This window comes from Verrucosispora sp. CNZ293 (assembly GCF_002754655.1).
Map to the genome: position 1 here is coordinate 123730 of NZ_PEFR01000001.1, position 13835 is coordinate 137564.

General features: G+C 71.5%; 11 protein-coding genes. 6 read left to right on the plus strand and 5 right to left on the minus strand.

Translation table 11 applies throughout. The features are described 5' to 3' along the window. Positions 1–68: 68 nt before the first annotated feature. Entirely contained in the window at positions 69–875 is an 807-nt protein-coding gene (locus CLT74_RS00575; protein ID WP_099844790.1) for a class I SAM-dependent methyltransferase, read from the minus strand. 326 nt (positions 876–1201) lie between these two features. On the opposite strand from CLT74_RS00575, the gene rpsA reads away from it, so the two are divergent. Both rpsA and coaE read left to right on the plus strand, forming a co-directional pair. Next, positions 1202–2695, plus strand: a complete 1494-nt coding sequence (gene rpsA / locus CLT74_RS00580) for a 30S ribosomal protein S1 (RefSeq protein ID WP_099844791.1) — start codon at positions 1202–1204, stop codon at positions 2693–2695. A gap of 251 nt (positions 2696–2946) precedes the next feature. Further along, complete coding sequence (coaE, locus tag CLT74_RS00585) at positions 2947–4128, plus strand: dephospho-CoA kinase (RefSeq protein WP_099844792.1); 1182 nt, start codon at positions 2947–2949, stop codon at positions 4126–4128. Positions 4129–4162: 34 nt separating this feature from the next. Here the strand turns inward: coaE and CLT74_RS00590 are convergent, their stop codons facing one another. After that, positions 4163–5767 carry a hypothetical protein gene (locus CLT74_RS00590; RefSeq protein ID WP_099844793.1) on the minus strand — a complete coding sequence of 535 codons (1605 nt, stop codon included), beginning with the start codon at positions 5765–5767 and terminating at the stop codon, positions 4163–4165. A 375-nt stretch (positions 5768–6142) separates the two neighbouring features. On the opposite strand from CLT74_RS00590, the gene uvrB reads away from it, so the two are divergent. Then, positions 6143–8251 (plus strand): excinuclease ABC subunit UvrB, encoded by a 2109-nt coding sequence (uvrB, locus tag CLT74_RS00595; RefSeq protein WP_099844794.1) that lies wholly within the window; start codon positions 6143–6145, stop codon positions 8249–8251. A 110-nt stretch (positions 8252–8361) separates the two neighbouring features. Continuing rightward, positions 8362–9216 carry a Scr1 family TA system antitoxin-like transcriptional regulator gene (locus CLT74_RS00600; RefSeq protein WP_099844795.1) on the plus strand — a complete coding sequence of 285 codons (855 nt, stop codon included), beginning with the start codon at positions 8362–8364 and terminating at the stop codon, positions 9214–9216. A gap of 173 nt (positions 9217–9389) precedes the next feature. Here CLT74_RS00600 and CLT74_RS00605 read toward each other — a convergent pair whose 3' ends face one another. Next, positions 9390–9683, minus strand: coding sequence for an antibiotic biosynthesis monooxygenase family protein (locus CLT74_RS00605; RefSeq protein ID WP_099851043.1), 294 nt, complete (start codon positions 9681–9683; stop codon positions 9390–9392). A 193-nt stretch (positions 9684–9876) separates the two neighbouring features. Here CLT74_RS00605 and CLT74_RS00610 point away from each other — a divergent pair, with 193 nt between their 5' ends. Then, entirely contained in the window at positions 9877–10875 is a 999-nt protein-coding gene (locus CLT74_RS00610) for a TerC family protein (RefSeq protein ID WP_099844796.1), read from the plus strand. 111 nt (positions 10876–10986) lie between these two features. On the opposite strand, the gene CLT74_RS00615 is transcribed toward CLT74_RS00610, so the two are convergent. Then, positions 10987–11916 (minus strand): C40 family peptidase, encoded by a 930-nt coding sequence (locus CLT74_RS00615; RefSeq protein ID WP_486581870.1) that lies wholly within the window; start codon positions 11914–11916, stop codon positions 10987–10989. 250 nt (positions 11917–12166) lie between these two features. Here CLT74_RS00615 and CLT74_RS00620 point away from each other — a divergent pair, with 250 nt between their 5' ends. Further along, positions 12167–12976, plus strand: coding sequence for a tyrosine-protein phosphatase (locus CLT74_RS00620; protein ID WP_099844797.1), 810 nt, complete (start codon positions 12167–12169; stop codon positions 12974–12976). Here CLT74_RS00620 and CLT74_RS00625 read toward each other — a convergent pair. After that, complete coding sequence (locus tag CLT74_RS00625) at positions 12930–13832, minus strand: serine hydrolase (protein ID WP_099844798.1); 903 nt, start codon at positions 13830–13832, stop codon at positions 12930–12932. The genes CLT74_RS00620 and CLT74_RS00625 overlap by 47 nt on opposite strands. Positions 13833–13835 lie beyond the last annotated feature (3 nt).

Consider the following 13835-nt stretch of genomic DNA (forward strand, 5'->3'; position numbering starts at 1 on the left):
ACGCCACCCCGGGACGGCATCGTCGCACTCGCTGTCCGGGACGGCGCCGGACCGGGCAGCCGGCAGGCTCAGTCGGCCGGTTTCTCGGTGACGAAGATGGCGGTGCCGGGGAAGAGCCGGCCGCGTAGCGGGCTCCACTGCCCCCAGATCCCCTCGTGTCCCTCCGGCCACTCCGGTTCCACCAGGTCCAGCAGCCGGAAGCCGGCACCGACCAGTTCGCGTACCCGGTCGCCGAGGGTGCGGTGCTGTTCGACGTAGCTGGCCCGGCCGTGGTCGTCCTGCTCCACGTACGGGCGGGTGTCGAAGTACGAGTGCACGGCGGTGAGCCCGCCCTCCCCCGGGTCGTCCAGGAAGATCCAGCGCATCGGGTGGGTCACCGAGAAGACCCACCGGCCGCCGGGGCGCAGCACCCGGTGCACCTGGCGCATCAGCGCCGCCGAGTCCTCGACGAACGGGACCGCGCCGAACGCCGTGCAGGCGAGGTCGAAGCTCTCGTCGGCGAAGGGCAACGCGAGCGCGTCGGCCTGGACCAGCGGCACGCGTACCCCGCTGCGGGCGTTGGCCTGCGCCGCGTGCCGCAACATGCCGGCGGAGAGGTCCAGCGCGACCGGCCGGGCATGCTGGGTGGCCAGCCAGCGGGAACAGGACGCGGCCCCGCAGCCGACCTCCAGCACCCGCCGTCCGGCCACGTCTCCCAGCAGTCGGGCGTCGGCCTCGCGTAGTCCCTCCGGGCACCAGACGAAGTCCACGTCGCCCAGGAAGCTGCCGTGTTCGGCCTGGTACGCGTCGGCGTCGGTGTCCCACCAGCGGCGGTTGGCGGTGCGGGCCTCGGCGTCACCGACCTGGCGCCGGGTCACCCGGTCCTCGTCGTCCACCAGGCCACGCTAGGCCCTGACGACGGGGTGGCCGGCGGCGGCCCGTCACGCCGTACGGCGTGTCTGGTCGAAATCTCCGCTTTCGCGGCTGGTGCGCTGATGAGTAGACGGGAGGGCTTGCACGCTGTGGTAATGCAGCAGGTAGGGTAGACGATGCGCTCGCGGATCGTGTGCCTCGGCAGGGAGCAGGTGCGCGGTCGACGGAGTCACATCAAGATCTCGTTCAGCGATTTCCAGGTGGGCCCGCCGACGGATCCGTTGGCGCGCACAGGTCACCGCGACACCAGACTGCTGTGACACACCATCCGACCGGAGCAACCGCCCACATGACGAGCAGCATCGAGGCCCCCTCGAGCGCCACCAAGGTCACCGTCGACGATCTCGGCTCAGAGGAGGCTTTCCTCGCCGCGATCGACGAGACCATCAAGTACTTCAACGACGGCGACATTGTCGAAGGCACCGTCGTCAAGGTCGATCGGGACGAGGTCCTGCTCGACATCGGCTACAAGACCGAGGGTGTCATTCCCTCTCGGGAGTTGTCGATCAAGCACGACGTGGACCCGGCAGAGGTCGTCTCGGTGGGCGACCACATCGAGGCCCTTGTCCTCCAAAAGGAGGACAAGGAGGGTCGGCTGATCCTCTCCAAGAAGCGGGCGCAGTACGAGCGGGCCTGGGGCACGATCGAGAAGATCAAGGACGAGGACGGCGTCGTCCGTGGTTCGGTCATCGAGGTGGTCAAGGGTGGCCTCATCCTCGACATCGGGCTGCGCGGCTTCCTGCCGGCCTCCCTGGTCGAGATGCGGCGGGTGCGCGATCTCCAGCCGTACGTCGGCCGCGAGCTCGAAGCCAAGATCATCGAGCTGGACAAGAACCGCAACAACGTGGTGCTGTCCCGCCGGGCCTGGCTGGAGCAGACGCAGTCCGAGGTGCGCACCGAGTTCCTCAACAAGCTCCAGAAGGGGCAGGTCCGCAAGGGCGTCGTCTCCTCGATCGTCAACTTCGGCGCCTTCGTCGACCTGGGCGGCGTGGACGGCCTGGTGCACGTCTCCGAGCTGTCCTGGAAGCACATCGACCACCCGTCCGAGGTCGTCGAGGTGGGCCAGGAGGTCGAGGTCGAGGTCCTGGACGTCGACCTGGACCGCGAGCGGGTCTCGCTGTCGCTGAAGGCGACCCAGGAGGACCCGTGGCGTCAGTTCGCCCGCACCCACGCCATCCAGCAGATCGTGCCGGGTAAGGTCACCAAGCTGGTGCCGTTCGGCGCCTTCGTCCGGGTGGACGACGGCATCGAGGGTCTGGTCCACATCTCCGAGCTGGCCGAGCGTCACGTGGAGATCCCCGAGCAGGTCGTGCAGGTCGGCTCCGAGGTCATGGTCAAGGTCATCGACATCGACCTGGAGCGTCGCCGGATCTCGCTGTCGCTCAAGCAGGCCAACGAGGGCTTCGTCGAGGGCGAGGAGCACTTCGACCCGACCCTCTACGGCATGGCCGCGACCTACGACACCGAGGGCAACTACATCTACCCGGAGGGCTTCGACCCGGAGACGGGCGAGTGGCTCGAGGGGTACGACAAGCAGCGCGAGACCTGGGAGAACCAGTACGCCGAGGCGCGGCAGCGCTGGGAGGCGCACCAGAAGCAGGTGCAGACGTCCCGGGCCGCCGAGGCCGAGGCCGCTGCCAACCCGCAGCCGGCCCCCGCGGCTGGCGGCACCACCACCTCGACCAGCGCGGCCCCCAGCCGCCAGGCCGAGGAGCCCGCGGGCACGCTGGCCACCGACGAGGCGCTCGCCGCACTGCGGGAGAAGCTCGCCGGCGGCAAGTGAGCCGGTGACATCTTCGGTTCGGCGTGTCTGACGCCTCGCTGCGATCTGAAGCTGTCGGCTGACAACAGAGGGCCCCGCCTCGACCCGGTACTCCGGGTCGAGGCGGGGCCCTCCCTCATCAACCCCTACCGCCCCGCTCATCCCGTTGATCATGAGGTTAGTGACACTTTGAAGATCAACAAGTGCCGTCAACCTCATGATCAACGCTGGGTGGGTTGGCGGGAAGGGCATGATCGGGTTGACTGGGTGCCGTGCTGAGGGTGGGGTTGACCGGCGGGATCGGTTCGGGCAAGAGCGCTGTGGCGCGACGGCTTGTCGAGCGGGGCGCGATGCTCGTCGACGCCGATCAGCTCGCCCGCGAGGTGGTCGCGCCCGGCACCGAGGGTCTCGCCGAGGTCGTCGCCGCGTTCTCCGACCGGGTGCTGGACGCCGACGGGGCCCTGGACCGGGCTGCCCTGGGTGAGCTGGTGTTCGCCGACGAGCCGGCCCGGCGCAAGCTGGAGGCGATCATCCACGGCCGGGTCCGCGTCCGTACCGCCGAACTGACAGGTGCCGCCCCACCCGACGCCGTGGTGGTCAGCGACGTGCCGCTGCTGGTGGAGGTCGGCTTGGCGGCCACGTACCACCTGGTGGTGGTGGTGCAGACGGCGGTGGAGACCCGGTTGGCGCGGCTGGCCCGCGACCGGGGGATGAGCGGGGCGGATGTCCAGCGTCGGATCGCCGCGCAGGCCGACGACGCCCGCCGGGCGGCGGTCGCGGACGTGCTGCTGACGAACGACGGCACCCTCGATGAACTGCACGCCGCTGTCGACGCGCTCTGGCGGCAGCGGCTGGTGCCCTTCGAGACCAACGTGCGCCACCGGCGGGCGGTGCGGGTGAACCAGGTCAGGCTGGCCGAGCCCGACCCGACCTGGCCCCAGCAGTACGCGCGGCTGGCGGACCGGATCCGGCACGCCATCGCCCCGGCCGACCTGCGGATCGACCACATCGGTTCGACAGCCGTGGCTGGCCTGGCCGCCAAGGACGTCATCGACATCCAGCTCAGCGTGCCGTCGCTCGCCGACGCCGACGGTGCGTTGGCCGAGCGGCTGGCCGACGCGGGTTTTCCCGCCCTGCCGGGCGAGTGGTGGGACAGCCCCCGACCGGTCGGCAGCGGCCGGTGGGAGAAGCGGCTGCACGGCAGCGCGGACCCGGCCCGCCCGGTTCACCTGCACGTGCGGGTGACCGGTTCGCCAGGCTGGCGGTATGCCCTGCTGATGCGTGACCACCTGCGGGCCGATCCCGACCAGCGGGCGGCGTACCTGGTGCTCAAGCGGGAACTGGCGGCGTCCGCGCCGGACAGCGGGGTGTACGCCACGGCGAAGGACCCCTGGTTCGACGAGGAGCACCTCCGGGCGGAGGAGTGGGCCGCGCGCACGGGCTGGCGTCCCTGAGAACGTGGCATCCGTTGACGCGGGCCGGTACCCGTCAGCGCTTGGCGGGCGGCGGCGTCAACCGTGGTACCCGGCCCGGGGTCAGGTCGAGCTGTGCCCAGGCGCCCGCCCGGGTCGGCAGCTCCAGCCGGCGCAGCATCCCGCCCCGATCGACCCAGTAGCGCAGCGGCCCTCGGGCGGTGTCGACCTGCACCACGTCGACGGTGCTGCCGGCGAGGGTGTCGCCGCGTACCCGTTGTGCGCTGCCCGGCACTCCGGAGCGCTGCGCGGCCCGGAGCGCGGCGGCCACCAGCGGGTCGAGGGCTTCCGTGCGATGCGGTCCGGCCCGCCATCCCGCGGTCGGTGGCGGCAGTGGTGGACGTGCCGGCCCACCGGTCGTGGCGTCGTCGATCCGGGTGATCTTGCGGCCGTGCTGGCGGACCAGGGTGCGTCGACCGTCGGCGTCGAGGTCGGTGACACCGAGGTACGCGGTGCCTGACGTCCAGCTCAGCCAGCCGCTGCCGCGCAGGTTGGTGGCGGCGGAGGCGGGCACGGTCAGGGTGACGGTCGCCCCACCGGCGGTCCGCAGGCGGGCCGGCAACCGGCGCCACCGGTCCCGTTCGGCGGCGGTCAGCGCGCGGGGCAGGCCGGGCCGACCACCGAGCGCCTCGACCGGCCGCAGCGTCGGTCGGTCGGCCCGGTTCAGGGCCACCGTGACCGGTCCGATTCCGGCGAGGTCGGCCTGTACCCGGTGCAGCCGGCCGGCCGGGTCGAGCCAGTAGCGGGCCGGGGCGCCCACCGTGGCGGTGCCGGCACCAGGGGTGCGGGTCGCCGGCGCGCCGGGACCGGGCGCGGTGATCTCCAGGACGTCGACCGGCTCACCGTTGAGATGTTCCCGGCCCACCCAACGGCCGACCCAGCCGGTCGTCTCGTCGGGCCGATCGGCGGCGAGCGCGAAGATCAGCCCTAGCAGTGGATCGAGGCGCCGGTCGGCGGGGAGCCGCCAACCGTCGGCCGGTGGCACCAACGGCGGCATGGCCGGCGTCGGCACGGCCGCCGGGTCGGGCCGGACCACCAGCACGGTGGGGGTGGCCTGGGCCAACCCTCGGGACGGGCCCGCGCCCGGGCCGCCCACGTCGAGATAGGTCAACCCCCGGGCCCAGTCGACCCAGCCGAGCAGGTCGGTGCGGGTGGCGCCAGTGCCGGCGGTGACGTGGAGACCGGCGCGCAGCTCCCGGTAGTTGGTCACCCGCATGGCGGCCAGGCGCTCTCGTTCACCTGCCGTCAGCTCCCGTGGCGGTGGCCCGTCCGGCGCCCAGTTGACGAGGGTCGCCACCAGCATCACGGCGGAGAGCACCGCGGTGAGGACCAGCCCGGTGAGGATGAGGCGACGCCGACGGTTGCCGTCACGCCGCGGGTCGTCGGCCTCCGTGGCCGATCCGGCCAGGTCCTCCTCCTCGGCCCGGTTACCGGCGGCCAGGTCGAGCAGCCCGCCGGAGACCACGGCCCGGCGGATGCCCGGCCGTGACTCCGGTAGCCGGGTGGCCGGTTCGGCGACGGCCAGTTTGAGCACCGCGGGCGGCACGGTGCCGGCCCGGTGACGACGGTTGGCCGCGCGGCGACGGCGGCTGTCGGGCGGCGGTTGTGAGCTGCTCTCCACGGGAGGATGAACGGCGCGGACCACGTGGGGGTGACGAGCAGGGGCGCTCGCGGCGGCCGGTCAGCGCTCTCGGCGCGACCACGTCCGGTGCGCACGCCAGGCATGCCGGGTGCTGCGACCCTCGGTGCCGGGGGCGGCGTGGCCTGTGCGGCCCGCCACCGGCCCGGTCGGCCGCCGCGAGCGGCCTACGGGAAAAGCGTAGCGGGGTGAGAAGAACCACACAATGCGAATATCGAAGCCGATCACGTGCTGCACGTAGTCGGCCGGGGCCGCCGCGGGGCGCGCCGCCGAACCCCACCGTGGCCTGACTCCGGGTCCGCCGGTGGCAGCGGCGAAACGGATCGGCTGTCGTAGCCCGGGCGTACCGTTGACGGCATGGCGCTCGACATACCCCGGCTCGACGGTCGTTTCCAGGTCATAAGTGATTTTCAGCCGGCCGGTGACCAGCCGGCGGCGATCGACGACCTGGAGCGACGGGTCCGCCGTGGCGACCGGCACACGGTGCTGCTCGGCGCGACCGGCACGGGCAAGAGCGCCACCACCGCCTGGCTGATCGAGCGGTTGCAACGCCCCACGCTGGTGCTGGCGCCCAACAAGACGCTCTGCGCCCAGCTCGCGAAGGAGTTCAGCGAGCTGCTGCCGGACAACGCGGTGGAGTACTTCGTCTCGTACTACGACTACTACCAGCCCGAGGCGTACATCCCGCAGACCGACACGTACATCGAGAAGGACTCCTCGATCAACGAGGAGGTCGAGCGGCTCCGGCACTCGGCGACGATGTCGCTGCTCACCCGTCGTGACGTGGTGGTGGTCGCGACCGTCTCGGCGATCTACGGGCTGGGCACCCCGGAGGAGTACCTCGACCGCGCGGTGCGGGTCGCCGTGGGCCAGGAGCTGGACCGGGACCAGCTGCTGCGCCGCCTGGTCGACATCCAGTACACACGCAACGACATGGCCTTCCAACGCGGCACCTTCCGGGTCCGCGGTGACACGCTGGAGATCATTCCGGCGTACGAGGAACTCGCCGTGCGGATCGAGCTCTTCGGTGACGAGGTGGAGAAGCTCTACTACCTCAACCCGTTGACCGGTGACGTGGTGCGCGAGGTGGACCATCTGTTGATCTTCCCGGCGACGCACTACGCGGCCGGGCCGGAGCGGATGGAACGAGCGGTCCGTGACATCGAGGCGGAGCTGGGCGAGCGGCTGGCCGAGCTGGAACGGCAGGGCAAGCTGCTGGAGGCGCAGCGGCTGCGGATGCGCACCACGTACGACATCGAGATGATGCGGCAGGTCGGCTTCTGCTCGGGCATCGAGAACTACTCGATGCACATCGACGGCCGGCTGCCCGGCAGCCCGCCGCACTGCCTGCTGGACTACTTCCCCGACGACTTCCTCACCGTCGTCGACGAGTCGCACGTGACGATCCCGCAGATCGGCGGCATGTACGAGGGCGACGCCTCGCGCAAGCGGATGCTCATCGACCACGGGTTCCGGCTGCCCAGCGCCGCCGACAACCGGCCGCTGCGGTTCGACGAGTTCCTGGAGCGGGTCGGCCAGATGGTCTTCCTGTCGGCCACCCCCGGCCCGTGGGAGCTGGAACACGCCCAGGGCGAGTTCGTGGAGCAGGTGATCCGCCCGACCGGCCTGGTCGACCCGGAGGTGGTCGTCAAGCCCACCAAGGGCCAGATCGACGACCTGATGCACGAGATCAAGTTGCGGACCGAGCGCGACGAGCGGGTGCTGGTCACCACGTTGACCAAGAAGATGGCCGAGGACCTGTCCGACTACCTCCTGGAGAACGGCATCCGGGTGCGCTACCTGCACTCGGAGGTGGACACGCTGCGCCGGGTGGAGCTGCTGCGCGAGTTGCGTCGTGGTGACTACGACGTCCTTGTCGGCATCAACCTGCTACGGGAGGGCCTCGACCTGCCGGAGGTGTCGTTGGTGGCGATTCTGGACGCGGACAAGGAGGGCTTCCTGCGCAGCGGCCGATCGTTGATCCAGACCATCGGCCGGGCCGCCCGTAACGTCTCCGGCCAGGTGCACATGTACGCCGACAAGATCACTCCGTCGATGGCGGACGCGATCGACGAGACGAACCGGCGGCGGGCCAAGCAGATCGCGCACAACGAGGCGCACGGCATCAGCCCGGAGCCGCTGCGCAAGAAGATCCACGACATTCTCGACGACATCTACCGCGAGGCGGAGGACACCGAGGCGACCCGGGTCGGCGGTGCGGTGCGCCAGTTGTCGCGGGGTAAGGCGCCGGTCAAGGAGACGCGCAGCCGGGCCCGGGGCGGCGCGGCCACGCCGGCCCGCGAGGGCATGGCGCGGGCCGAGCTGGCGCAGCTCATCCAGGAGCTCAACGACCAGATGCTGGCCGCCGCGCGGGAGTTGCAGTTCGAGTTGGCCGCCCGGATCCGCGACGAGGTCGCCGACCTGAAGAAGGAGTTGCGGGGGATGGACGCCGCCGGCGTGCGGTAGTCCCGGCCGGGTGGACAATCCACTTCCCACGGTGGGGGGATAGCGGAATGCGAGCGTCCTATTGCGCTACGTGATCGCCGTGCGTACTCTCCCTCGGTGGGGAGGCAGGGATGCCGTTGCCAACGAGTCCGGTCATTCGACGTGCGCGACTGGGCGCCGAGTTGCGTCAGCTACGCCGCCGGGAGGCGCTGACACTGGAACAGGTGTGTGAGCGACTCGGTTGGGCGTCCACCTCCAAGCTGTCCCGCATCGAGCTGGGGCAGAGCCGTCCCGACCTGGCCGACGTGCTCGACCTGCTCGACATCTACGAGGTGCCGTCGCGGCAACGCGACGCCCTGATCGTCATCGCCCGGGACGCGGCGACCAGCCGGGGCTGGTGGAAGTCGCTCGGCGAGATGGGGGAGCGGCAGCGCACCTACGCCGAGCTCGAAGCCGGCGCGGCGGGCATCGTGGAGTACCAGCCGGCGATCGTGCCCGGCCTGTTGCAGACCCCGGCGTACGCCCGACTGCGCATCGTCGCCGGTCAGCTGATCGACCCGACTGTGGACGTGGAGGCCGACCTGCGGGCTCGGGCCGCCCGGCAGGGTGTGCTGCGCCGCGTCGAGCCGCCCCGCTACACGGCGCTGATCACCGAGTTGGCCTGCGAGCCGGGGGATGATCCGGTGGAGGTGTGGCGTGAGCAGTTGCGGTACCTGCTCGACCTGGCCGCCCTGCCGCATGTGACGATCCGACTGCTGCGGATCGGCGCAAGCCGCACCCCGTTGCCGTTGACGCCGTTCTCCTGCTATTCCTTTCCGGACCCGGCGGACCCACGCACCGTCATGCTGGAGGCGCTGACCACGGATGTGCGGCTGACCACTGCGACCGACGTCGACAGGTACGAGCGGATGACCGACTGCCTGTTGGAGACGGCGCTGCCGGAGGAGGAGACGGTGCGGTTGCTGGCCCGCCGGCTCGACGGGTGATGCCCCGGCACCTGTCGGGCTGAGGTCGGCAGGTGGGGTAGGAAGGACCGCGATCGTGGCGTCGGCACCGGGCCCGGCGCCCCCGAAGCCGTCGGGGCCGGTGCCGACGCGAGACGCACAGTAGGTGGACGGTGTGACACTTTCTCGGTTCGGTGCGTGCTGCCCCGATGCCGTCAGGCGGGTACGTCGACGAAGTGTTCGACCCGCGGCGGCGCGGCGAAGTGCGGGCCGATCAGCTCACGCCACCCGGTGAAGCGTTCGGTGGCCCGGAAGTTCTGCTCGTGCGCCTCGACCGAGTCCCACTCGACAAGCAGCACGAAGCGGGAGGGGGACTCCAGGCCCCGGGTCATCCGTACCGAGCGGCAGCCGGGCGTGCCGGCCAGCAGCGGATGCCCCTGGGCGTACGCGGCGGCGAACGCCTCCTCGTGGCCGGGGATGACGTCGATGAGCGCTACCTCGAGGACCATGGCGGCAGCCTGCCACATCGGAGCCGGGGCCGTGTCGACCCGGTCGGGTTTCCGGTGCGGGCCGTCCGCGCCGCTACACCGCCACACCTAGTGACCCATCCTCCTAGGATGCCCAAAGAGGGTGGGGCCGCGGTCACATTCCGAAGGGCGTACCGTGTGCCGGTTGCTGAGCGGCTGCCGGAGGAATGAGACTGTGAACGTGTCCGGACTGGTGTGGGCGGCCACGCTCGTGGCTCTGACCACGGTCCTCGTGGTGGACCTGCTCATCATCGGGCGTCGACCGCACGAGCCGAGCGTGCGGGAGTCGAGCCTCTGGGTCGCCTTCTACGTCGGACTGGCCCTGCTGTTCGGCGGCGGCCTCTGGCTCACCGCCGGGGCGAGCGTGGCGGGGCAGTTCTACACCGGCTGGCTCACCGAGTACAGCCTCTCGGTGGACAACCTCTTCGTCTTCGTGATCATCATGGCCCGCTTCGCCGTTCCCCGGCAGTACCAGCAGAAGGTGCTGCTCGTCGGCATCGTCCTCGCGCTCGTCATGCGGGGCGGCTTCATCGCCGCCGGAGCAGCGTTGATCTCGCAGTTCACCTGGGTGTTCTACCTCTTCGGGGCGTTCCTGATCTACACCGCGATCAATCTCGCCCGGCAGGGCGAGTCGAGTGAGGAGGAGTTCACCGAGAACGTCCTGATCCGCTGGAGCCGGCGGGCGCTGCCCATCTCGCGCGGCTACGACGGCGCCCGGCTGACGGTACGGGAGAACGGCCGGCGGATGTTTACGCCGATGCTGATCGTCATGATCGCCATCGGTACCACCGACCTGATCTTCGCGCTCGACTCGATCCCGGCCATCTTCGGCATCACCCACGAGCCGTACCTCGTCTTCACCGCGAACGTGTTCGCGCTGATGGGGCTGCGACAGCTCTACTTCCTGCTCGGTGGGCTGCTCAACCGGTTGATCTACCTGAGTCACGGGCTCGCGGTGGTGCTCGGCTTCATCGGGGTCAAGCTGATCCTGGAGGCGCTCGCGGAGAACAATCTGCCGTTCATCAACAACGGCGAGCACGTCGGCTGGGCGCCGCACATCCCGATCTGGCTGTCACTGCTGATCATCCTGGGCACCCTGGCGGTGGCCACGGCGGCGAGCCTGGTCAGGTCCTCGCGGGACCGGCGACGTGAGCTGACCGCGTCCCGTCGCTGAGCCGTACCACCGGGCCCTGCCGCACCGGGTACGCCAGAGCGGTACCCGCCGCTGGGCGCGGGCCCGGACAGCCGGCGACCAGTCAGCGACGCCGGGCAGCCGGGGCGGTGCTCACCGTGCCGGGCCGGCGCCGAGCCGGTGGGCGCCGAGCAGGGTGGCGGTGCGCTCGACGGACAGCGGCTCCTCCAGCACCCGGCGATGCCCGTGGCAGGCGTGCAGCATGCGTCGCTCGCGCCGCGGCCCGGTGGCGGTGACGATGCCGATGTGGTGGATCCGGCGACCCGGCCGGGCGAAGCTGTACAGATCCCCCACCCGCTCGGTGCCCAGCTCCAACCGGCGGGCGGCGGTGGCCTGGTCGCTGGCGTCGCGGGGGACCAGCACGCCGAGCCGCCGCCAGACCAGGTGCACCAGTCCGGAACAGTCGATGCCGTACGCCGACAGCCCGCCCCACAGATATTCGACGTCGAGCAGGCGGGCCGCGACGGAGAGCACCTGCTCGGCCGTCGGTGGCGTGATGGGCGCGGCGACCACGTGCGCTGCCGGCAGCCACAGTGCCCCGGCGCGCCCCGGGGCATGGACGGGCTGCCACCCGTCGACCGGGTCACCGGCCCCGGCGAGACGGGTGCCGAGGACGACTCCCGGTACGGCGACCGGACCGGCGGCGGTGGCGTGCAGGGCGGTGACAGCGGTGTCGACGACCATCTGTGCGGTGCCGTCGGCACCCGTGGATTCCGTGGTCAACTGCGCCATCGGCAACCAGCCCGGATAGCCACGCGGGTCGAGTCGCGCCGACGGTTGTTCGACAGCCACCACGTGCGCCCAGCCGTCCGGCCGGAGTTCGGTGATCAGCACCCGCTCGCCGAGCAGCAACTGGCTGAGCACCGCCTCACCGACCTGCTGGGCGGCGGCCAGGCCGGCGACCCACGCCCCGACGTCGGCGGGTGCGCCGAGCGCCGGGGCGTCCACCGGCCGGACCGCGTCGGGGGAACTCCACAGGGCAGCCACGGCGACCCGGACCATCGCCTCGGTGCCCTGCGGCACGATCACACCCCCGGTCGGTCACACCCCCGTTGCTCGGACCATAGGGAAACCCGAGCCGTCCATCAATTCGTCAGTCTGGATTTTTACGGCGTCGGGCCGGCCGGCGTCGGGCCGGCCGGCGTCGGGCCGGCCGGCGTCGGGCCGGCCGGACGAGGTCCGTCGCGATCGGCCGGCGCCCGCCGTGGTCGGGCGGTGGGCGCGTGCCGCGAGGATCATCGGGTACGGCACGCTGTACGTGAGGAGGAGACAGATGGGTGAGCGCGTGAACGGGTCGGACTGGACGCTCGTCGGTGCTCCCAACGCGCGGGACCTGGGTGGGCTGATCGGGGTCGCGGGCCGGCGGGTACGCCCCGGACGGCTGATCCGTACCCCGGCGTTGGGCCGCTTGACCGACGAGGACCTGCCGGTGCTGGCGAAGCTCGGACCGGCCTGCGTGGTGGACCTGCGAGCCCGGTCGGAGGTGTCGGTGGCGCCGCCGGACCGGCTGGCGGGCGAGCCGACGGTGGTGCACCTGCCGGTGCACGACCCGGCGCATCCGGTCTTCACGTACGTCTCGGCCGTGCTGCTCGGCCACGACCTGAGCGGGTACGCGGAGTTGGCCCGGCAGGGGACACCGGCGGCGATGGCGGCGATCTACCGCTGGTTCGTCACCGGAGCCTCGGCCCGGGAGGGGTTCGCCGCGGCGGTCCGGTTGGCCGCCGACGAGCGGAACCTTCCGCTGGTCTACCACTGCTCGGCGGGCAAGGACCGGACCGGTTGGCTGACCGTGGTGCTGCTGCACGCCCTCGGGGTTGACGAGGCCGCGATCCGCGCCGACTACCTGGCCCACAATCCGATGACCGAGAGCCTGCGCGAGGTGCTCGTCGACGCGATGCGGCAGCGGCATCCCGGGCTCGACGAGGCGGCGGTCCGGCCGGTGCTGGAGGTCCGCCCGGAGTACCTCGACGCCGCGTACGCGCAGGTGCGGCAGACGCACGGGTCGTTCGGGGCGTACCTGCGCGACGGCCTGGGGATCACCGAGGAGACGGTGGCGGCGTTGCGGGCGAACCTGTTGGACTGAGCGTGGTCAGGTCGTGGCGGCCCTGCCAGACCTGGCGGGAGATGTCGGCCACCAGTTCACGGGCGTCGACGTCGGTCCGCGGGTCGGCCTGGTCGTCGCCGACGGTGGTGCAGACGACGAGCAGGTAGGCGTCGGCGTCGTCGGGGTAGACCACCGCCGCCCCGTGCCGTACGCCGCGTACCCAGCCGTTCTTGTGAGCGAGCCGGACGCCGGCGGGCAGCCCTTCGGCGATGTCCTGACGGATCTGCTGGGCGCAGAGCGCGTCCAGCATGGCGGCACACCCGGCCGGCGAGGCGAGCGGACCGTGGCCGGTGGCGCCGGTGGCGATGGCGCCGAGCAGCGCGGCCAGGTCGGCGGCGGTGACCAGGTTGGTGATCTGGGCTTCGCGGGCGGCGAAGTCCTCGATGCCGCGCCCGGTGACGCTGTGCCGGGCGCCGACCAGTTGCCAGACCTGTGCCACGGCGGGCAGTCCGACGTGTTCGATGACCAGGTTGGTGGCGAGGTTGCTGGAGCGGACGATCATGCGTTCGGCGAGCCAGCGCAGCGACGCCCGGCCGTCCAGGCGGTCCCAGACGGCCGAGTCGTTGTCGTAGGCGCGGCGACAGGAGTACGGCGGGGCGCCCGCCCGGGCGGAGGTGAACCTGTTGACGACCTCGACCGGGGCGTCCAGGTCGAGGTGGCCGGCCTCGGCGGCGCGGTGCAGCGCGGCGAGCACCGCCAGTTTCATCGTGCTCGCCGCGTAGTGGGTGGCCTCGGCGTGCCGGGTCCAGGTGGGCGGGGCACCGAGGGGCCCCGCCCATACCGAGATCGTGCCGGGCTCCCGGTCCAGCCGGGCATGGAGGTCGTCTCCGGCCATCGA